This is a genomic window from Anaerotalea alkaliphila, assembly GCF_010179735.1.
Classification (GTDB): domain Bacteria; phylum Bacillota; class Clostridia; order Lachnospirales; family Vallitaleaceae; genus Anaerotalea; species Anaerotalea alkaliphila.
In genome coordinates this window covers 16,777-37,608 of sequence record NZ_JAAEEH010000012.1, presented here as the reverse complement: position 1 = coordinate 37,608, position 20,832 = coordinate 16,777, and the positions used below count along the sequence as shown (strand labels likewise).

Here is a 20,832-nt window from a genome sequence, read left to right as displayed (position 1 = left end):
TCCGGAGGGGCCTTCCCCTCGTTTGGATTACTGGAATTCTGGATTTCAGGATTCTGGATTTGCCGCCATACGGCTACCGGCTACCGGATGGCCAGCCTCAGGGGCCGGAAGTCCCGCAGGTTGCTTGGAACCGTCAGCTGTTCAAAGAGAATGCCGTGGCCTTGGGTGGTGGGATGGATGTCCAGGTTCAGGGTGTCCCACGCAAGGCTGAACGCCACCGCGTCCCCGTCCCGTCCGAAGGCCTTGTAGGCGTCCGCCAGGAGGACCTGGTTCTGGGTCTTGCGCAGGGCCCCGTTCATGGGCTTGACCAGTTCCTCATAACGGCTGAAAAGCAGGATGCCCTCCAGCGGGTCCACGGGATTGTAGAGGGTCAGGGCCAGCACCACCGCATCCGGGTTCAGTTCCCGGATCCTGGCCACAATCGCCGGCCAGTCCTCCAGGAAGTCGGCTTTCCCCGCATCCAGGGCGATGCCCAGGGCGGAGGCGGGGTCCAGGGCCTCCGCAGTCAGTCCTGCCACCAGGACTTCCCACAGGGCTTCCGGAGGAAGGCCGGCCGGATTGAACGCCGGGTTCAGTGCCAAGGCCGCCACGGCCGCCTTCACCGCCGCCGGATCCGTGTAGTCCACAGGCCCGGGGAGCAGGCTTCCGATCCTCTGCTGGATGGGTCCCAGCAGGTTGTTCCCGCCGATGCTGATGGTGATGACAGACGCGCTGGCCACCGCCAGCTGGGCCTGGGTGGTGTACGTCAGCCCATCCATTAGGTCACCGCTCTTCAGGCCGTCGACGGCGAATCCGTTGCCCGGCGACAGGGGGACGATGCCATACGCATCCAGCAGGTAGCCGCCGTACAGCGAATGGTAGTCGGCCCCCGGGGCCGCGCTCCTTCCCTTTGCGATGGAATCCCCCAGGTTCAGGTAGACCCCCGGCGGCATCGCCTGTTGTTCCGCCGCCCCCTTGGCGGCTCCCAGCGCCTGGGCCGGTGACAACAGCGCCAGGCAAAGGATCAGTGCAAAAACGAAACTCTTCCCTTTCGATTTCAATGCAACCACCTCCATCTTCTTCCTCATGTCATATCCTGATTATACCACACTTCCCGGACGAAGGGAACGGACGGGGTAGGGCCGACAGGGCTGGGCCGCGGGGACGGTTCTTCCGGACCGTTCGCGGTCCGTTTGCAGCCGGAATGATGCGGAAGAACCGTCCCCATGCATCATTTTCCTGTTGCGCATTCCCCCGAAAAGAGCTACCATTACAGGAGACCAAATCCATCGAGACTTGAAAGGCGGGAAACCATGAAAAAATTCAAAGTCGGCGTGCTGGGCCTCGGGGACATCAGCGACGTCTACATAAGCAACCTGCAGAACTACGCCATCGTGGAGGTGGCGGCCTGCGCCAGCCGCGGCCTGGAGAAGGCCCAGGCCAAGGCGGCACGGCATGGGATCCCCAAGGCCTACGCCTCCCCCGCCGAGCTCCTGTCCGACCCGGAGATCGACATCATCCTCAACCTGACCCTGCCCGAGGTCCACGGTTCCCTGAACCTGGCTGCCCTGGAGGCCGGCAAGCACGTGTACAGCGAGAAGCCCCTGGCCGCCACCCTGGAGGAGGCAAAAAAGGTCATGGACCTGGCCAAGCGGAAGGGCCTCTCGGTCTGCTGCGCCCCCGACACCTTCCTGGGCTCCCGGCTCCAGACCTGCCGCCAGCTCATCGACGAGGGGCGGATCGGCAGGGTCACCGGCGCGGCCGCCTTCGTGGTCAGCCACGGCCACGAGTGGCACCATCCCAACCCGGACTTCTTCTACCGCCGGGGTGCCGGCCCCCTCCTGGACATCGGCCCCTACTACATCACCGCCCTCCTCTCCCTCCTGGGACCCGTCCGCAGCTGCTGCGCCATGGCCAACCGGGCCTTCGACCGGCGGACCATCGAAAGCGAGCCCCGGAAGGGGGAGACCATCCCCGTGGAGGTGGACACCCACATCTCGGGCAGCCTGGCCTTCGAGAGCGGCGTGGTCGCCACCGTCCTGGCCAGCTTCGACGTCTGGGATTCGGAACTCCCCCGGATGGAAATCTACGGCACCGAGGGCACCCTCTGCCTCCGGGACATCGACCCCTTGGACGGCCCCAACCTGTTCGGCGGGGAAATCCTGCTCCGGACCCGGGAGAACTACCGGTGGAAGGGGATGCCCCGTCCCGAGGAGCTTCCCGACTGGGAGAAGGTCCCCGTAAAGCGCCCCTTCAGCGAAACCAGCCACCGGAAAAACAGCCGGGGCATCGGGCTGGTGGACATGGCCTACGCCCTCCGGGACGGCCGTCCGGCCCGGGCCGGAGGCGAAATGGCCTACCACTCCCTGGAAGTCATGGAGGGCCTGCTCCAGTCCGCCGAAGCCGGCTACTACCATCAGGTCAAAAGCACCTTCCAGCATCCGGAGCTTTTGCCGGTGGACTTCCCGGGGAGCGAGGGCTGAACCCTCCTCAACCCGGCGCCGGGTCCTCGTACCTGAACAGCAGCTCCGCCTCCAGGAAGCGTTCGATCTCCTTTGCGTGCTTGAAGAGGGCCTGGCTCTCGAACGCCACCATGTGCAGGGCCTCCCACATGAAAACCCAGCCCCCGATCATCAGCCCCTCCAGGAAAACGGAGGTCCAGATGGACTCTTGGATTATTGTTCCCAGGATGGCTTGGGCGAAGATGAGGGTGAGGGAGATGGCCAGCAGCAGCATGGCGTAATGGAAGTTCCTGGCCGCCTTCTTCTTCTGCGTCCTGCCGAAAAAACCGTAGTAGGTCCGGAAACTTTCAACGATCATCCTCTCCCTGGCATCGTCCTTCTCCTCGTTCTCCACGTAGAACCGGATGGTCAGCTTCTGCTTCAAGGGGATGTCCGCGGAGCAAAGCTCCAGGAATTCCGCCAGCTCCGGGTGCATGTCCCTCTTCCGGAAGGTGGCGTTGTCCCACTCGTGGAAAAAATCCATATAGTCGCTGAGGGCCACGTCGATGACGATCCGTTCGCCCGCGTTTTTTACCCCGTAAAATTTCTTGTACATGGTTCCTCCTCCGGGCAATCCCTGTCATTTCGAAGCGCATCGTTTCCCTTACCAACAGTTTACTCCAGGGAAATCCGGATGACAAGGAAATTTCTCCGGCTCCATCATCCCTCCATATCCAGCCTGTATGCTGTTTCCATCGGGACAAACCGACAAATCAGATCAGGAGGATATGGTAATGAAGAAATTCGCAGCAATGGCCCTGGCCACCCTCATCATCGCAGGCACCGCACCTCAGGTGCAGGCGGCCAACAACATCTCCAACATGGCGGTCCTAAAGGGCGGCCAGCACGTGGCGGAATGCGCCCGGACCATGGACCGGGGCTTATCCGGCTGCCTGGGCATGGCGGAATGCGCCAAGTAGCTGAAAGCCCCGCATATAGGCAGGCGTACACTGCGCCCTTGTAAAAAACGGCGGCTCCCAAGCTCCGGGCTCCTTGAAAAAAGGGTCCGGGGCTTTTTTTGTCTTCCCATTGACTTCCCCCTCCCCTTCGTCTATGCTTGTAGGGAGATTTTTCGAAAAGACCCGGCCCGGGCCAACCCATGGCCCCGGGCCTCCCACGGAAGGATAAGACAAGACCATGCAAATGAACGAAAAGAGCGGCTTCGGCCGCTTCGGGCTCCAGGAGCCCATCCTCCAGGCCCTGGACGCCCTGGGCTACCACACCCCCACGGAGGTCCAGGAGCAGGTGCTTCCCCTGGTCCTCCAGGGGCAGGACGTCATCGTCCAGTCCCAGACAGGCAGCGGGAAGACCGCCGCCTTCGGGATCCCCCTCTGCGACCGGATCGTGGTGGAGGAGACCCGGCCCCAGGTCCTGGTCCTGACCCCCACCCGGGAGCTGGCCGTCCAGGTGGCCGAGGAGGTCGCCCACATCGGCAGGCAGAAGAAGGTCCGGACCCTGGCCGTCTATGGGAAGCAGCCCATCCACATCCAGTTGCGGCAGCTGAAGCAGCGGGTCCACGTGGTGGTGGGCACCCCCGGCAGGCTGGGGGACCTGGTCCAGCGGAAGAACCTGGACCTTTCCGGCATCCGCTTCCTGGTCATCGACGAGGCCGACGAGCTCCTGAACCGGGGCTTCCTGGAGGAGGTGGAGGCCATCCTGGGCCGTATCCCCCAGGAGCGGTGCACCCTCCTCTTCTCCGCCACCATCCCCGACAGGATCCGGGAGGTCTGCGACCGGCACATGCGGACCCCCGCAAAGGTCGCCATCCGCTCCACGGAACCCACCCCGGAGCAGATCCGGCAGTACTGGATCGAGGCCGCGGACGACTGGAAGTTCCAGAAGTTCCTGGAGGTCCTGGAAAAGCACGCCCCCGCAAACTGCATGGTCTTCTGCAACACCCGGGAGCGGGCCACCCAGCTGGCGGACCGGCTGCACAAGCAGGGTCTGGAGTCCTGCCTGCTCCACGGGGGCATGCCCCAGAAGGAGCGGCTCCGCTCCATCTCCAGCTTCAAGAGGGAGGAATCCCCCCTGCTGGTGGCCACGGACCTGGCCGCCCGGGGGATCCACATCGACCGGCTGGACCTGGTGGTGAACTACAACGTCCCCACGGAGCTGGAGAACTACGTGCATCGGATCGGCAGGACAGGCAGGGCCGGGGAGAGCGGTCTGGCCGTTTCCCTGGTTTCGGTCCACGAGAAGGCGAAATGGCTGGAGATCCAGGAGTACCTGGGCTTCACCGTCCCCCTGGAGGAGTCGGGTGGACCGGCCAGGCCCCCCAAGGCCGGTCGGGCCCTGGAGAAGCTGAAGCACAAGTCCCCCCACAAGGCCCCCAGCAAGGCGGCGGAGAAGCACAGGAGCGTCCACAAGGGGATTTCCCGGATCCGGATCAACGCGGGCAAGAACAAGAAGATGCGGGCCGGGGACATCCTGGGGGCCCTGGGGAGCATACCCGGCATCCAGGCCGGGGACATCGGCATCATCGACATCCAGGACACCTGCACCTATGTGGAGATTTTCAACGACCGGGGGGCACAGGTCGCCGAGGGCCTGGCCAAGACAACCGTGAAGGGCCGGACGGTGAAAAGCACCCTGCTGAAAAACTGAGGAGGAGCGTTTTATGGAAGGAAACGGATTGCCCAAGGTCTTCGTCGCCCAACCCGTGCCAGGGGAAGTGGAGGCCTATTTGAAGGAACACTGCGACTGCCGGATCTGGAGGGGGCCGGGACGGCTCCCGTTGGACACCCTTTTTTCGGAGGTCGGGGAAATGGAGGGCGTCATGCTCTCGGGCTTCAAGGTGAACGGGGAGCTCCTGGACCGGTCCCCTAAATTGCGGGTGGTCAGCGACGTTTCGGTGGGCTACAACAATTTCGACCTGGAGCTGATGCGGGCCCGGGGCGTGGCGGGGACCCACACCCCCGGGGTCCTGGACGACACCGTGGCGGACCTGGCCATGGGCCTGTTGCTGGCCGCGGCCCGGCGGATTCCGGAGCTGGACCGGTATGTGAAGGACGGGAATTGGCAGCGGGGGGACAACGAGGCCCTCTTCGGGAAGGACGTGCACCACGCCACCCTGGGCATCCTGGGGATGGGGCGGATCGGCGAGGCCCTGGCCAAACGGGCCCGGTTCGGCTTCGACATGGAGGTCCTCTACCACAACCGGCACCGGAAGCCGGAGGCGGAAATGGCCCTGGGGGTCCGGTATGCGGGGTTCGAGGAGCTCCTTTCGGGGAGCGACTACGTGGTCCTGCTGGCCCCCCTGACCCCCGCCACCCGGGGGATGATGGACGAGGAGGCTTTCCGGCGGATGAAGCCCGACGCCGTCTTCGTGAACGTCTCCCGGGGGGAGACCGTCCGGGAGGAGGCCCTCGTCAGAGCCCTTTCGGAGGGCTGGATCCGGGGGGCCGGGCTGGACGTCTACGAGAAGGAACCTGTACCACGGGAGAGCCCCCTGCTGGGGATGGCCAACTGCGTGACCCTCCCCCACATCGGCTCCGCCGTGGCCCAGACCAGGGCCGACATGGCCATGCTGGCCGCAAGGAGCATGGTGGCGGTGCTGGAAGGCAGGGATCCAGGGACCATCGTCCCGGAGTTGCGTTGAAACGGCCGATGCGCACTTGGGGTCAGACCCCAAGTGCGCAGACCCCAAGTGCGCATTTGGAGAAGCTTCTTGAGGACATCCGCCTACCCCGTATGGTCCCGGTGCGGCAGACCTTCCCCCGGGAGTTGGTGGAGGACATCCCTGCAGCCATCCGCGCGGAGCTTTCCAAGGATTCCCTGGCCGGGGCCATCCGTCCGGGCCAGCGGGTTGCCGTCACCGCCGGCAGCCGGGGGATCGCGAACATCCCCCTCATCCTACGGGAGATTGTTTCCTGGGTGAAGGGACAGGGGGCCCACCCCTTCCTCATCCCTGCCATGGGCAGCCACGGAGGCGCCACGGCAGCAGGACAGCTGGAAATCCTGGCGGACCTGGGCATCACCCCGGAGGCCGTGGGTGCCCCCATCCGGGCCACCATGGATGTGGTCCGGGTGGGCACCTCCCCCGGAGGCCATCCCGTCTGCATCGACCGTTTTGCCCAGGAGGAAGCGGACGCCATCCTGCTGGTGGGCCGCGTCAAGCCCCACACCTCCTTCCGGGGGCCCTACGAAAGCGGATTGGCCAAAATGGTCGCCATCGGATTGGGCAAGCAGGTGGGGGCGGACATCTGCCATTCCGGCGGCATGGAGGACATGTCCGCCCGGATCGGGGAAATGGCTCGGGTTGCCCTGGCGAGCGCCCCCATCGTACTGGGGGTTGCCGTCCTGGAAAACGCCTATGACGAGACCATGGGGATCGTGGCCTTGCCTGGTTCCTCCATCCTGGAGGAGGAGCCTGCCCTGCTGGAACTTGCCAGGGCCAACATGCCGTCCATCCTCTTCCCCTCCTGCGACGTGCTGGTGGTGGAGGAAATGGGCAAAAACATCTCCGGCACCGGCATGGACCCCAACATCATCCGTCGGCACTACATGGGAAACATGGTGCTGGGGAGTTTGGCCCAGCGGATTGTGGTCCTCTCACTGACCAGGGAATCCCACGGCAACGCCAACGGCATGGGGAACGCGGACGTCTGCACCCGGGCCTTCCTGGACCGGATCGACTTCCAGAGCACCTATGCCAATCCCCTCACCAGCCGGGTGCCCGCCTCGGTGAAGATTCCCATGGTCATGGAAACCGAGGAACTGGCCATCAAGGCAGCCGTCAAGACCTGCTGGAACCTGGGCCCCGGCGGCGCCCGCATAATCCGCATCAGGAACACCCTGCAGCTCGGCGAGATCCTGGTATCCGAAAACATGGCAGATGCGCACTTGGGGTCTGACCCCAAGTGTACATCGGAAAGACCGTAAAAAGGGGCGCATCCAAGCCGGATGCGCCCCTTTTTACGGTCTTTCCTCGGTTGCTCCCGTGAAAACAATGCGCACTTGGGGACTGTCCCCAAGTGCGCATTGTTCACCTGACAGACATCGTCAACCCAGCAGCACCTCCACGGCTTCCTTTAGGGTCGTGGCGTCCCCCACATTCCCAGGGAAGATGATGTAGGGCGTGGCGGGAAATTTGCTTTCCTCCCCCGTCCTCCAGACAGGGATGCCCGGCTTGATCTGTCCCATGACGTCGGCTCGCCGGACCGCCAGGGCCTTGGTGCCGATGTCGCTGGAGGTGATCCCCCCCTTGGCGACCACGAAACTGGGGGTGACGGCGAGCCTTGCCACCAGGGACTGGACGGCGTCGGAGATTTTCACCGAGCGCACCAGGGCCTCCTCCTTGGTGTCGTGCTCCAGGGTCAGGAGCTTCCGCCGGGTGTAGACCACCGCCGTATCCCCCGCATCCATCACCCGCTCACATTCCTCCACCACCCGCCGGATTTCCTCCTCGAAGGCCTCCGCCTCGAGCACCAGGTCGGAGTTGAACTCGATGGCCCGAACCTTTTCCAGGGTCAGTAGGGCCTCCAGCTGCTCCGTGGTTTTGGCTGTGTGGGAGCCCACCACCACGATCCCTCCCTTGTCCGTGTGCCGGGTGACCATCTGCTCCCGGGTCAGGAGGGGCTGGTCCGTGATGCCGCCGATCACTTTCACCAGGGCCGCCCCGGACCGGAAGAGGAAGTTCTTGCCTTTTTTCAGGGCACGGTAGAGGCTGGTGCAGAACACTTTCAGGTCGCAGTAGTCCACCGCGTTCACCACCACCTTGTTGAAGCCCTCCACCCGCAGGAGCTGTGCCTCGATCCCGTCGTAGTCCCGGGCCCGGAGGGATTCCAGGGATATGCAGGTCACGTCCCCTGCCTTGAAGGCCCCTTTGGTCTTCTCCTCCACATATTCCCTCAGGTCGGAGGAATGGTAGCCGAAAGTCTTGTCCCTGGCGAACTCCGTTTCGGCGGCGGGGACCAGGGTGTCGCCGTACTTCACGTAATGCACGTTCCCGAGGGTATACCTGCCGCCCTCCTTGAAAAAGGGGCAGAGGATTTCCCCATCGAACCGGACCATCCCCTTCTCTTCGATGGTCTCCTTCAGACGGAGGGTCTCCAGGGGATAATGCCCCCGGAGGGTGGAGTCGCTGCGGCTTATGAGGATGTAGGGCCGGCCCGACTCCTCCGCCACCTCCTCCACCACCCGGGCAATCTCATCGTGGACCCGGGTGGTCTGTTCCGCGGTGAATCCCCGGGAGTTGGTCAGGATGTAGAACAGGCTGCCCGGCTCCCGGAAGCCTTTTTCCACACTACCCTTGTCCCAGTCCGTGTAAACCGAAATGTCGTGGACGGTCTGCACCCCCGTGGGGTCGTCGTCCAGGACGATGATCTTCCTGCCGGAAGTGCCGATCTCCTTTTGCAGGAGCCTGTCGACCTCCTCAAGCTCCTTTTTCCCCGGCCTTCCATAGGCCTCCAGGATGTCCGCGGATATCTTCTGTTTCGTTTCCATATGTACCTCCATTATGATATTCCTTGCCTTACAGGCCAGGCAGCCCCACAAGGCTGTTCAGTGCGCTGAGCAGCATGACCATGGCGAAGACCACCAGGCCTGCGATGGTACCCCCCGCCGTCCAGGTCTTCAGGGTGTCGTTGACGGAGATTCCGCTGAACCGAGACAGCACCCAGAAGCCGGAGTCGTTGGGCAGGGAGAGTCCCACGCCCCCCGCGCAGATGGCCAGGCCCACCAGGATCGGCGACACGCCGGTGCCGGCGATGGCCGCCCCCAGGATGGAGGAGGTGGTCACGATGGCCACGGTGGTGGAGCCTTGGGAGACCCGGAGCACGCCGCTGAGGACGAATCCCAGGAGGATGATGGGGACGTTCAGGGTGGACATGGAATCCACCAGGTAAGCCCCGATGCCGCTGCCGTTGATGACGCTCCCGAAGGCGCCGCCGGCGCCGGTAATCAGCAGGATCAGGCCCGCGGAGTCCGCCGATTCCAGGACGATGTTGGAAAGGGTCTTCTTCAGGTATTTACGCAGAGCCATGAAGGCCACCAGGATGCCGATCAGCAGGGCGATGTTCTTGTCCCCGATGAATTTCACGAAGGGGACGATGGGGGCCTCGGGGGAGACCGCGGTGAGGATGATGTTGGCCACCAGGATCAGCAGGATCGGCAGAAGCAGGGTCCCCATGGACAGCCCGAAGGAGGGCAGCTCGTGGACGTTCTTCTGGGCCTCCTCATAAGCCTTCTCGTCCTTCTCGTCGAACTGGTAGGCCGGAAGGGCGTTGAAGCTTTTCCCATAGAGCCATCCGGCCACCAGGACGGCGGGGATGGCGACGATCAGGGAGTAGAGGATGAAGTAGCCCACGTTCGCGTTCACGTTCGCGGCCACGGCCAGGGGACCCGGGGTGGGGATGACCACCGCATGCCCCACGATGGTGCCCACGCCCAAGGCTGTCACGAAGACCAGCAGGGATTTCTTCGTGGCCTTGGCCACGTACTTCACGATGGGCATCATGATGACGAAGGCCGCGTCCATGAAAACGGGGATGGAGATCAGGAAGCCGGCGACGGTGACCGCCAGGGCCGCCTTGTTGTCCCCGGTGCGCTTCAGCAACCCCCGGGCGATGGCCTCCGTGGCCCTGGATTCGGCCAGGATGTTGCCGAAGATGATCCCCAGCCCGATGACGATCCCGATGCCCGCCAGGGTGTTCCCGAAGCCTTTGGAGATCGTGGAAGAGACCTCGTCCACAGGCATCCGGACCAGGAAGCCTGTGAGGATGGCGGTCATCAGCAGGGCGATGAAGGGGTTCAGCTTGAATTTGATGATCAGCAGAAGCAGAACAGCGATTGAAATCGTAAACACCACCAGTAATCCTATCCCAGTTATCATTTCTCTATTCCTCCATTATGGATTGTTTTTATTGGATTGTGCTTATCGGATTGGCTTTTTTTCCACCCGGACGTCCGCCAGCTGCTCGAAGTACTGGACGATGCCTCCATGGTCTTCGTCCATGTGCCCACCCACCTTCAGTGCCTGCATGATTTCAAAGAGTTGGCTGGTCAGGGGCACCGGCACGTCGATGGCGTGGGCCGTGGCCAGGACGTTCTTGATGTCCTTGTGGTTGATGGAAAGCTTCCCGCCGGGCTTGAAGTTCCTTTCCACAATCATGGGGATCTTGGCGTCCATCACCACGCTGCCCGCCAGTCCTCCCCGGATGGCCTGATGGACCTTCACCGGGTCGGCGCCTGCCTTGGCCGCCAGCACGAAGGCTTCCGAGACGGCTGCGATGGTCATGTTCACGATGATCTGGTTGGCCAGCTTCGTCACGCTGCCGCTGCCGCTGCCTCCGATCAGGATGGCGGAGGCTCCCATGATCTCGAAATATCCCTTCAGTGCGTTGAAATGGGCTTCTTCCCCTCCCGCCATGAAGGAGAGGGTGCCGTCGATGGCCTTGGGCTCCCCGCCGCTGACGGGGGAATCCACGAAGCCGACCCCCAGCACGGAAAGCCTTTCCGCGCAGGTCTTGGACTCCACCGGCGTCACGGAGCTCATGTCGCAGACCACCGTCCCCGGTTTGACCGTCTCCCCCACGCCGCCTTCCCCGAACAGGACCTCCTGGACAATCCCGCCGCTGGGCAGGATCGTGAAGATGACCTTGCACTCCTCCCCGATTTCCCTGAGGCTAGCCGAGGCGACGCCTGCGTCCTGGAACTCCTCCAGCACCCCTGGGTTCACGTCATACACCAGCAACTCCACGCCCGCCTTGTGCAAATTCATTGCCATGGGTTTTCCCATGATTCCCAATCCGATGAAACCAATCTTCTCCATGTCGTCTCCTATCTTTCCGATCTCTTTTACGCAACCTGTGTGGATGGAATCCCGGACTTTCGGACCTGCAGTGCCCTTCGCCCTTTTATGTATTTATACTACTACATACCGGTATACCGGTCAATACCTTGTTTTTTATTCTACAATTCCCACAGCGCCGCCCCTTTTTCATTGTGCGCATTGCACAAGTAGTTTCCGCTTCCATTGGATTACTATGTTAATATCTTATCAATGCTTTTCCGGGACCTTTTCCCCCTTTGCCGGGTTGCCGGCCGGTATTGACCAATCCCGCAAAGTGTAGTATGCTATTAAATTAACAAGACCGGTTTCTTCCATCAAGGCTACGGCGCAGACAGGATGGTGTGTAAAAATGAGAAAAATCCAACCCTTACAGTCAAGGGCCTATGAGCATATCCGGGACATGGTCCTCACGAACCAGTTCCGCCCCAACGAAATCTATTCCGAGACGAAGATCTCCAAGGAGATTGGGGTCTCCAGGACCCCCACCCGGGACGCCATCCAGCGCTTGTCCCAGGAGGGCTTCATCGACATCATCCCCAGCAAGGGGTTCATGCTGCACCAGATGTCCCCGAAGGACGTGGAGGACACCTTCCAGGTCCGGTCGGCCATCGAGTGTTACTGCACCCTGCTCATCACCAAGCAGCATGACACGGCCAGGGCCCAGGCCCTGCTGGAGGAATTGGAAGGCTTGCTGGGGAAGCAGCGGGAGGTCCTTGAGACCAGCCACGACATCCAGGCCTTCATCCAGCACGACTTCGCCTTCCATCTGAAGATTGTGGAGTTCGCCGGCAATTCCGTGTTCAGCAGCATCTTCGAGAACTACACCTACAAGATCAAGCGCCTGGCCGGCCTCTCCCTCTCCCATCCCCAGCGGATGGAGGACACCCTGGCGGAGCATGTGGCCATCCACGAGGCCATGAAGCGGGGGGACGTGAAAAACATCTACGAGACCACCCTGTTCCACATGGACACTCCCAAGGGCATCAACCTGGAGGACGTGCTGGGGGAATGATGCGCACTTGGGGTCAGACCCCAAGTGCGCATCCCGGGCAAGGACAGACCCGGTAATCCCCACAAAAAAGGGCCCATCCAAGCCGGATTGGCCCTTTTTTTGTGGGGATTCCAATAAATCCATGTACACTTGGGGACTGTCCCCAAGTGTACATCAAGGCCGTCAGCTTCCCCCGGAACCGGCTTTTTCCCCGCAAAAAACGGTTGCCTTTTCCCCCCGGCGGGGGTACCATGGAGGTAGCACCCGTACACGGAACCCAGAGAGGATTTGAAAGGAGCGCACTATGGACATCAAGAAGAAATTGCTTGCCTGCATCTGCACCGCTTCACTCCTGCTGACCTTGGGGAACGGAACCCTTTCGGCCGCATCCGCCTTTCCGGACACTGCCGGACACTGGGCGGAGACCGAAATCGCCTATCTGGCCGGGGAGGGCCTGGTGAACGGCTTCCCCGACGGCACCTTCGGGCCTGAACGGACCCTGACCCGGGCCCAGGTGGCCATGGTGGTTGCCGCCCAGCTCCAGCTGGCCCAGCAGCCCGCCGGCTTTCCGGACGTACCCGCCGGCCATTGGGCCAGCCAGGCCATCGGAGCCCTGGAGGCCGCCGGCGTCATGAACGGCTATCCCGACGGCACCTTTTTGCCGGAGAAAGCCATGACCCGGGCCGAGGTGGCCGCGGTACTGGCAGGGGCCTACAGCTGGCCCTCCACCGGAACCTCCTCTCCCTTCTCCGACGTCCCCGCTTCCCACTGGGCCTTTGGACATGTCCAGGCCATGCGGGACAACTTCATCACCACGGGATACCCGGACGGGACCTACAAGCCCGGCAACCCCATGACCCGGGCCGAATTCTCCATCTTCATGGCCAAAGCCGTGAACCCGGCTTTCACCCAGCCCGCCATGCTGACCGCCCTGGCCCAGGACATTTCCGCCCTCCTGGATGACGGGGACATGGATGGCCTTGCCGCCTACGCCCATCCCGACAAGGGCATCCGCTTCTCCCCCTACACCTGGGTGGAGAACGACCACCAGGTGGTCAGCCCCGCCGCCCTCTCCGCCCTTCTGACCGGCCCCGCCATCCTGGTGTGGGGTGTTGAGGACGGCACCGGGGACGACATCGAAATGACCGCCCAGGCGTACTTCGACCGCTACGTCGCCGCCCGGGACTTCAGCGTTCCCAACGACATCCAGTACGATACGGTTGTCAGCCGGGGATCCCTGCTGAACAACATCCCCGACTTCTATCCCGACGCGGTCTTTGTGGAGCTGTTCGTGGAAGGCACCACACAGTACGGCGGCATGGACTGGCGTAGCCGGTACATCGTGCTGGAAGAGCAGGACGGCGTCTGGTACGTGGTTGCCGTCGTCAACGGGGAATGGACGACCTAGAACTCCGGAAAAAATGTGTTTCAAAGGGGGGCAGCCGCGGCTGCCCCTCTTCTTTTGGCGTAGGCCGAAGAATGATGCATGGGGACGGTTCTCCCACATCATCTCAGTCGTCGATTTCCATCTTCAGGACTTCCCCGGTGTGGGCGTCGATCTCGACCTCCACTTCCCGTCCTTTGCTTTTGATCTCGAATTCGTAGACCAGCCGTCCGTCGTCCTCATCCAGCTCCTGTTCCCTGACGGTGCCGGGGGCCAGGCCCAGGGCGATGTTCCTGGCGGCCGCCATTCCGATGGTCCGCCTGTCTGCCGGGGGTGCCGGGGGTGCGGTCCGCGCTGCTGGGGTCTGTGGAGCCGGCGCCGGAGTTGCAGGTGCGGAAATTGCAGGTGCCGCTGCCGTGCCGGTGCTGTTGCCGGCGCTGTTGCCGACGCTTGTGCCGGCGCTTGTGCCGGTTCCATCGCTTCCGTACCGTTCGAACTTCAGGACCTGGCCGGTGGAGGCGTCGACCTCCAGCTCATATTCGAAGCCGTCCCTGCCCCGGAGTTCGATTTCGTACCGCAAGAGGCCGTCGTCGGATTCCAGTTCGATTTCCCTGATCTGCCCGTCCACCCTGTCCGTGGCGATCTTCTGCGCCTCCGCGACGGTGATCCGCCGGCCGGCCGGCTGGACCGTTGCTTGTTCTGCGGCCTGGTCCGTATTCTGGTTGGTGGTCTGTTCCCCAGCCTGTACGGTGGCCTGGGAAACCGCATCCGCCTGGTCCGCACGGGAACGGTCCGAACTTGTTCGGGAAGCCGCCTGGGCGACAAGCAGGAAAACCATCAGTGCGGCGATGGTGCCGATGACTGTGAATGCCGTTCTTTTCATGATGAAAACCTCCTTCGTTTGTGCTTTGGTACAAGGTTAATGCATGAAGGAGGTTTTTTATCGCATGCTATTGATTTTTCGGGAATTTTTTCCGGAACTTTTTCAGTCGTCTTCCTCTTTCTCGAATTTCAGGACCTCTCCGGTGTAGGCGTGAATCTCGATTTCGTACTCGAATCCGCCGCCTTCCATGTCGATCTCGTAGTACCAGACGCCGTCGTCCTCTTCCAGCTCCAGGTCCACGATCCGGGCGTCCGCTAGGCCCAGGGCGATCCTTCTGGCCGCTTCCGCTCCAATCCGCTGGGGCGCCGCCGGTGCCGGTCCGGGGGCGCCGGCGCTGCCGTCGTCCGAATCGTCCTCATCCCGGTCGGAATCGGAACCGTCCCACTCCTCCTCGTCCCACTCCACGATGCTGTGGATGTCCAACCCCTGCTCCTTGGACAGGCGGAGCAGCCCCTCCAGGGACAGGCCCGCCAGCTCCTCCACCGCAAGCTCCGGATCCAGGAGGATCAGGTTCCGTATGAAGGTCATCCTGCCGGGGGACACCCCATAGGTCCGGGCGAACTCCCGGACGGTGTCGCTCTCCTCCACCATGGTCTGGCGCAGGACCACCGGATCGATCCTATTTTCCCGTAAGACACCACCGATGACCTGGTTCAGCGCCTTGGTCCGCTCCTCCCCCCGCGCCTGGTCCTTGTTCCGCACGGAAAGGAGCAGGGTGTGGTTGTCGGAATCGATCCAGCCCTCCAGGAGCAGGATGTCCAGCAGCTCCCCGGTGACCTGGGCCAGGGTCTTCCTCCGGTACTCCACCCGTTCCACCAGCCGCGCCCCCTCCCCGTTCAGGGCCTCCAGGCCGATGACCTGGTCCCTGCGGTTGGCGGCGAGCTGGATGGAGGGGTTCAGGTCCAGGTAGACCAGGGTGTCCACGGTCCGGTACTGGAGGAACCAGCCCAGGCTGAAGGCCAGGGCCAGGCTGGCCGCGGCCACGGACATCCCCAGGGGCTTGGACCTGGAGGCCCTTTTCCTTTTTCCCGGCTCCTGTCGGGTGATGGCGTCGTGAACCTCCATCCTTTCCACCGGCATGTCCTTCATCTTGTCGAATACGTCCAGGGGGGCCGCCTGGACCGCCCGCCGCAGCCGTTCCTTGATTGTCCTATTTTTCATCGGGCACCCCCCTTTCCTCCAGATGCTGGCGCAACTTCTTCAGGGCCCTGTAATATTTGGAAAGGACCGTGGACAGGGGCTTGCCCAGGCTCTGGGCGACCTCCCTGTGCCGGACCCCCGCCACGGCGTGGAGAAGGACGACCGCCCGCTCCTCCTCCGTCAGGATGGTCAGGGCCGACTCCAGCACCATCCTGTCCTCCGGGTCCTCCACATAGGAGAAATCCAGGCTGTCCTCCATCCGCAGGGACTCCCCGTCCACCATCCGGCTATCCCGGCGGAACTTGCTGTAGGCCAGGTTCTTGGCGATGGTCAGCACCCAGGCCAGGGGCTTCCCCCGGGGCTCGTAGAGGTGGGCCGCCGCCCGGACCTTCAGGCAGGTCTCCTGGAGGATGTCCAGGGCGTCGTGGTGGTTGTGTACCAGGGACAGGCTGTAGGCGTAGAGGGTCCGCTCCGTGAGGCGGTAGAACTCCTCGAAGGCATCCTTGTCCCCCGCCCCAATCCGGAAAAAGAGGGTTTCGTCTATTTTGGGCTGCCCCGGCTTGGAACGGTCCGGCGGGGCCGGTTCGCCGAGGACTTGGGCAAAGAGGATCATGGGCCGCTCCTTTCTGATAGGACAACGCGGGAGGAGGGGGTTTTATCGCAGGGCTGGGGGATCAGGACCTCCTTTCTGTCCCGCAATCTCCCGCCACCCCACCTGGGGATGGTGGTACCGCCCCAGCTTCTTGACATAGTGCTTCACGCCGATGGCCTGGACCGGACAGTAGTTGAAGCAGGCGTAGCAGTAGTTGCAGTTGTCCTCCGCCCACCGGGGCCTTCCCGACCCCATGGAAATCCGCCTGGTGGTGCAGACCTTTTCGCAGATGCCGCAGCCCGTGCAGGCCTCGTCCAGCAGGAAGGAAAGCTTCGGCTTGGAGTTCCCTCCCGACTTCCAGAGCAGGCGCATGATCCCGTAGCCCAACCCCCGTGCCTTTTCGTCCAGCGCCGCAAGGGACTCCCGGTCCCTGGCCCGGACTGCGGCGGCGATGGCGTCCGCCCCCTCCTGGAGCCGCGCCTCCATCCGTTCCAGGTCCTTAGGCCCGATCCCCTTCTCCCAGTCCATCCGCATGAGGGGCCTGGGGGCCACCCCCTTGGGGGTGTTGTTGATCATCTCGATCTCGAAGTAGGCGGAAAGAGCCAGCCCGTGGTCCGCCAGGACCTGCCGCAGATGGCAGCCCGCCTTGCCCGGCAGTCCCCCGTGGGTCGCCACCCCGTAGAGATGGCAGGGCCCTGCCAGGCGCAGCCGGCCCAGGAAATCCGCCACGGACCAGGGGGTGGCGTTCATGTGGATGGGATAGAAGATCCCCACCGTCTCCGCCTCCCATACCGCCCCGGGGTCCGCAGAGAGCAGGGGAACCAGCTCCGCCTCCCCCAGCCGCCCGGCCACCGCCTTCGCGGCCGCCAGGGAGTTGCCCGTGCCGCTGAAATAGAACAGCAGGTTTTTCATCATGTACGCATCACCCTTCCTTCCGTCAACTTCTTCTCCCTCCATGTTACACCAAATCCCCGCCCTGTACAAGCGGTTCGGATGGCCGCTCTCTTTCATCTTCCCCAGCCCCCACGGAAAAAAGGTGCCGGGCACTGTGAACATCCGTTCACAGTGCCCGGCACCTTTCGTCCTGCAGATTACAGGTTCGCTTTGATCTCTTCGATGACGGCCGCGTACTCCTCGTCGGTGAGGTAGACTTCCGCGGGGTTCATGGCGAAGATGCTGGCCCACTCGAATCCGTCCTTGTACTTGGGCACCAGGTGGAAGTGGGCGTGTCCGCCCGTGTCCCCGTAGGCGCCGTAGTTGATCTTGTCCGGCTTGAAGGCCGCATGGAGGGCTTTCGCCACCCTAGCCATGTCCTTGAAGAATCCGTCCCTCTGCTCGTCGGTGAGGAAGGCCATCTCTCCCACATGCTCCTTGGTCGCCACGATGACCCTTCCCTTGTGGCTCTGCTCCTTGAAAAGGTAGACCAGGGCGTTGTCCAGCTCCGTGATCTTGATGCCGAAACCGGCCAGGAGGTCCCCCTCCACACAATACGCGCAATTCATATCCTTTGCCATGCTGTCACTGCGTCGGACTCCCCCTTCCGGTTCGGCCCGACTACTCCCTTCTTTTTTTGATGTCCGTTCTTTCCCATAGTATCAAAAATAGAAGGGCGGGTCAAGCCTGGGGACCCTCCAGGGCGATTTTACCCGAGGGTTTTTCCGACGGGTCCAGCAGGCAGAAAAGGACCCCGTCCAGGAGGACCACCGCCGCCCCGAGGGTGAAGGCGGCTCCGAAGCCGAACCGGGTGGAGACCTGGCCCAGGAGCAGGGCCCCCAGGGCGATCCCCACGTCCATGGAGGCGAACATGGTGGCGTTGGCCGCCCCCCGCCTTTCGGGTGGCGCTGCCTGCATGCCCATGATTCGGACGACGGCGAAGCCCGCGCCGTTGCCCAGGCCGTAGAGGACCGCGGCGGCCAGCACCTGGGGCAGGGACCGGGCGGTCGCCAGCAGGAGGAAACCGGCGGCCTGGAAGGCCAGGGCCGGAAGGAAGACACGACGGGCCCCATGCTTTTGGACCATTTTTCCGGTGAAGAAGGAGACCGTCACCGTGCCGGCCGCGAAGAAGGTGTAGAAGAGGCCGATGTCCGGGATGCCCCTGGACGCCCCGTAGATGGGGAGGAAGGTGATGACCACCGCCAGGCCGAAGGCCATGCAGGCCTGGTAGAGGGAGGGCCGCAGCACCGTCCTTTCGAAGAGGGCGCCGGAGGATGGTGGCCGGACGGGCTTCTTCCGCCGTTTCTCGTAGTCGACCAGGCGGGTGAGGGCCAGCCCCAGGAGGGCGATGCCGGAGGCCGTAAGGAAGGTGGCGGAGAAGCCGTGGCTCTTCATGAGCAGGAAGGCCAGGAAGGGTCCTGCGGCCATGGTCAGGTTGGTGGCGACGCCGTAGAGGCTGATCCCCTCCGCCAGCCGGGAGGGGGGCGTCACATCCGCCACCACCGTGGGGGTGGCCGTGGAGAGGGCGCTGACCCCCAGGCCCATCAGGACCCCCAACCCCAGGAGCAGTGCCAGGGTGGCGGTGAAGCCGAAGAGGAAGGCCACCAGGGCCAGGGTGGACGCCCCCAGGACGAGGACCAGCCTCCTGCTCCGGACGTCCATGAGGTTGCCCAGCACCGGCCGGAGGACCAGGGCCGTGAGGCTGATGACGGACATGAAGGCCCCTGCTGTGGACGGGGTCCCTCCTATTTCGACCGCATAGAGCGGCACGGTGGTGATCAGGATGTTCTGGGTGAGGAAACAGGCAAAAACAAGCAGGTTGATGGCGATGTACTGTCTGTTCCACAATTTTTCCGGAGCCATGGCGGCGTTCCCCCTTCTCTTTCTTGGTATGCGCAGTCTTTTGCATGCGCTGTCTTTTGCATGCGCAGCATTGCAATGGGAAACTCCATTATACAACGGGGTGGAACCCCTTTCCTTGCGAAAGGTGCCCTTTTCTGTCGCACTTTCTGGCAACTTTTTTTCCCCTGTGGTATGATGGTTCCAAAGAACACATCCAAAGAATACATCTTCGGAAACGGGAGGTGCCTATGAAATTGAGATCAGGATTGGGATCGGCATTTGGATTGGGACTTGCAAGCCTTCTTTTCGCCCTGCTGCTGCACCGGAGCGTCTGGGCCGCCGGGCCGGACATGGAACTGGAGCCGGAACCGGATTATGCCTTGGAGGTGCTGGAGGAGTCCGCCCGCTTCGGCCAGGTGGAGACCCTCCAGCGGAACGTGTCCTACGGGGGGCGGGGGTTCTTCTTCGTCCGGAGGGTGGATTTCCAGGCCCCCATCCCCTACACCACCAGCTTCGTCCTTCCCGGGAGGGAGGGTACCCTTTCCTTCTTCCGGGCGGACGGCAGCCTGGTGGTGCGCCCTCTGGCCCCGGGCCCCCTGCCTGGGGACGGGCCGCTTTTTCTGGAGACGGCGGAGTACAACCTCTTCCTGGGGCAGCCCTACCTGTACCGGGACCTGGGCCGGGGGACCATCCAGGCCGCGGAGGGCGGGAGCGGAATCACCCTCCAGCGGCAGGGGGACGGCTGGCTGGTGACCGTTTCCCTCCAGCCTGAAGGCCAGTCCGGGGTCCGGTTTTTAGACCAGGAGCATGGCCTCCTCTACGGCGCGGGTTCCAGGGAGCCCCTGCTGGACCTTTCGGACCCGGGGACCGCGGAGCGCTGGAGCCGCTACGACTTCACCCGCCAGGCCCGGCTGGGCTTCGACGGCTACTATTACAAGAGCCCGGCTTCCTACACCCCTTCCGGGCCGGGGGCCTACTGGCGGAACCCCTCCATGTACCTCATCAGCCACCTGGTGAAAAACGGGGACAGCCTGTTGGACGAGCTCCTGGGGGCCTCCTACCTTGCCCTGGGGTCCGCCAACCTGAACGCAGCGGGCTTCTTCCCCTCCCTTCCGGAGAGCGGCTGGCTCCGGTCCAACTACGGCATGGAGCCGGGGTTCTTCGACACCCGCTTCAACGCGGACATGCTGGAGACCTACCTGCTGGCCTGGGAGAAGTACGGCTACGGGAACTTTTGGGCCACCGCCAGGACCCTGGGGGACTTCTACCTGTGGCACGGGACGGCCAACCACCGGACCACCCTGCCGGTCCTGGAGAAGGGACCCCTGCTCCTGCCGGAGGAGGGCTGGCTGGTGGAGGACTACAGCATGGGGGACTCCTCCCTGGACACCCACATCTCCCTGAACCACCAGCTCCAGGCCATCCACGCCTTCCTGCACCTCTACCGGGTGGGGGGGGCGGAGGCCGACCTGGACTTCGCCGTCCGGATGCTCCTGGGGATCGAACACACCCGGGACCGTTGGGTCATGGGGGACGGCAACCTGGAATACGCCATCCTGCCCGACGGCTCCATGGGCTACGAGGACTACTCCACCCTGACCTACAACGACCTGGTCCGGGTCCAGGCGGTCTTCGGACAGCTGTTCGGGAAGCGCAACCCCGCCCTGGACATGCTCATGGGGCACAAGCGGCTCTGGATGGACAGGAACGGAATTTCGGACTACCTGGGATTCGGAGAATGAAGTTTGGAACAGGGGGACGGTTCTTCCGTACCAGTTCTGGTACGGAAGAACCGT

General features: G+C 63.2%; 19 protein-coding genes. 8 read left to right on the top strand and 11 right to left on the bottom strand.

Translation table 11 applies throughout. From position 1 onward, the window contains the following. Positions 1-80 precede the first annotated feature (80 nt). The gene (locus GXN74_RS05875; RefSeq protein ID WP_162369989.1) at positions 81-1,067 is read right to left on the bottom strand and encodes a GDSL-type esterase/lipase family protein; all 987 of its coding nucleotides are present in this window, start codon (positions 1,065-1,067) and stop codon (positions 81-83) included. A gap of 225 nt (positions 1,068-1,292) precedes the next feature. Between GXN74_RS05875 and GXN74_RS05870 the strand changes: the two genes are divergently transcribed. After that, positions 1,293-2,462 carry a Gfo/Idh/MocA family protein gene (locus tag GXN74_RS05870; protein ID WP_162369988.1) on the top strand — a complete coding sequence of 390 codons (1,170 nt, stop codon included), beginning with the start codon at positions 1,293-1,295 and terminating at the stop codon, positions 2,460-2,462. 7 nt (positions 2,463-2,469) lie between these two features. Here the strand turns inward: GXN74_RS05870 and GXN74_RS05865 are convergent, their stop codons facing one another. Continuing rightward, positions 2,470-3,036 carry a hypothetical protein gene (locus GXN74_RS05865; RefSeq protein ID WP_162369987.1) on the bottom strand — a complete coding sequence of 189 codons (567 nt, stop codon included), beginning with the start codon at positions 3,034-3,036 and terminating at the stop codon, positions 2,470-2,472. Positions 3,037-3,214: 178 nt separating this feature from the next. Between GXN74_RS05865 and GXN74_RS05860 the strand changes: the two genes are divergently transcribed. The 4 genes from GXN74_RS05860 (at position 3,215) to GXN74_RS05845 (ending at position 7,361) form a co-directional block, all read left to right on the top strand. Beyond that, positions 3,215-3,400, top strand: coding sequence for a hypothetical protein (locus tag GXN74_RS05860; protein ID WP_162369986.1), 186 nt, complete (start codon positions 3,215-3,217; stop codon positions 3,398-3,400). Positions 3,401-3,617: 217 nt separating this feature from the next. Further along, positions 3,618-5,084, top strand: coding sequence for a DEAD/DEAH box helicase (locus GXN74_RS05855; RefSeq protein WP_212505720.1), 1,467 nt, complete (start codon positions 3,618-3,620; stop codon positions 5,082-5,084). Positions 5,085-5,097: 13 nt separating this feature from the next. Continuing rightward, positions 5,098-6,078 (top strand): 2-hydroxyacid dehydrogenase, encoded by a 981-nt coding sequence (locus tag GXN74_RS05850; RefSeq protein WP_162369985.1) that lies wholly within the window; start codon positions 5,098-5,100, stop codon positions 6,076-6,078. 56 nt (positions 6,079-6,134) lie between these two features. Then, positions 6,135-7,361 carry a nickel pincer cofactor-dependent isomerase, group 22 gene (locus tag GXN74_RS05845; protein WP_162369984.1) on the top strand — a complete coding sequence of 409 codons (1,227 nt, stop codon included), beginning with the start codon at positions 6,135-6,137 and terminating at the stop codon, positions 7,359-7,361. Between the two features lie 120 nt (positions 7,362-7,481). Here the strand turns inward: GXN74_RS05845 and GXN74_RS05840 are convergent, their stop codons facing one another. The 3 genes from GXN74_RS05840 to garR are packed head-to-tail and all read right to left on the bottom strand — an operon-like array spanning position 7,482 to position 11,250. Beyond that, entirely contained in the window at positions 7,482-8,924 is a 1,443-nt protein-coding gene (locus GXN74_RS05840; RefSeq protein ID WP_162369983.1) for a four-carbon acid sugar kinase family protein, read from the bottom strand. Positions 8,925-8,952: 28 nt separating this feature from the next. After that, a complete protein-coding gene (locus tag GXN74_RS05835; RefSeq protein WP_162369982.1) occupies positions 8,953-10,311 on the bottom strand; it encodes a GntP family permease in 1,359 nt (452 codons plus the stop codon). Positions 10,312-10,353: 42 nt separating this feature from the next. Further along, positions 10,354-11,250, bottom strand: a complete 897-nt coding sequence (gene garR, locus GXN74_RS05830) for a 2-hydroxy-3-oxopropionate reductase (protein ID WP_162369981.1) — start codon at positions 11,248-11,250, stop codon at positions 10,354-10,356. 370 nt (positions 11,251-11,620) lie between these two features. Here garR and GXN74_RS05825 point away from each other — a divergent pair, with 370 nt between their 5' ends. Beyond that, positions 11,621-12,283 (top strand): GntR family transcriptional regulator, encoded by a 663-nt coding sequence (locus tag GXN74_RS05825; RefSeq protein WP_212505719.1) that lies wholly within the window; start codon positions 11,621-11,623, stop codon positions 12,281-12,283. 283 nt (positions 12,284-12,566) lie between these two features. Then, positions 12,567-13,670, top strand: coding sequence for an S-layer homology domain-containing protein (locus GXN74_RS05820; protein ID WP_162369980.1), 1,104 nt, complete (start codon positions 12,567-12,569; stop codon positions 13,668-13,670). A 103-nt stretch (positions 13,671-13,773) separates the two neighbouring features. On the opposite strand, the gene GXN74_RS05815 is transcribed toward GXN74_RS05820, so the two are convergent. From GXN74_RS05815 to GXN74_RS05790, 6 genes are all read right to left on the bottom strand, one after another. After that, entirely contained in the window at positions 13,774-14,529 is a 756-nt protein-coding gene (locus GXN74_RS05815; RefSeq protein ID WP_162369979.1) for a PepSY domain-containing protein, read from the bottom strand. Positions 14,530-14,631: 102 nt separating this feature from the next. Then, the gene (locus GXN74_RS05810) at positions 14,632-15,690 is read right to left on the bottom strand and encodes a PepSY domain-containing protein (RefSeq protein ID WP_162369978.1); all 1,059 of its coding nucleotides are present in this window, start codon (positions 15,688-15,690) and stop codon (positions 14,632-14,634) included. Then, positions 15,680-16,282 (bottom strand): RNA polymerase sigma factor, encoded by a 603-nt coding sequence (locus GXN74_RS05805; protein WP_162369977.1) that lies wholly within the window; start codon positions 16,280-16,282, stop codon positions 15,680-15,682. Before GXN74_RS05805 ends, GXN74_RS05810 begins: the two co-directional genes overlap by 11 nt. Before the next feature lie 42 nt (positions 16,283-16,324). Then, positions 16,325-17,272, bottom strand: coding sequence for an EFR1 family ferrodoxin (locus tag GXN74_RS05800; RefSeq protein WP_162369976.1), 948 nt, complete (start codon positions 17,270-17,272; stop codon positions 16,325-16,327). 80 nt (positions 17,273-17,352) lie between these two features. Further along, complete coding sequence (locus GXN74_RS05795) at positions 17,353-17,775, bottom strand: HIT family protein (protein WP_162369975.1); 423 nt, start codon at positions 17,773-17,775, stop codon at positions 17,353-17,355. Between the two features lie 100 nt (positions 17,776-17,875). Further along, positions 17,876-19,057, bottom strand: a complete 1,182-nt coding sequence (locus GXN74_RS05790; RefSeq protein WP_162369974.1) for an MFS transporter — start codon at positions 19,055-19,057, stop codon at positions 17,876-17,878. A 227-nt stretch (positions 19,058-19,284) separates the two neighbouring features. On the opposite strand from GXN74_RS05790, the gene GXN74_RS05785 reads away from it, so the two are divergent. Further along, positions 19,285-20,778 (top strand): hypothetical protein, encoded by a 1,494-nt coding sequence (locus GXN74_RS05785; RefSeq protein WP_162369973.1) that lies wholly within the window; start codon positions 19,285-19,287, stop codon positions 20,776-20,778. Positions 20,779-20,832 lie beyond the last annotated feature (54 nt).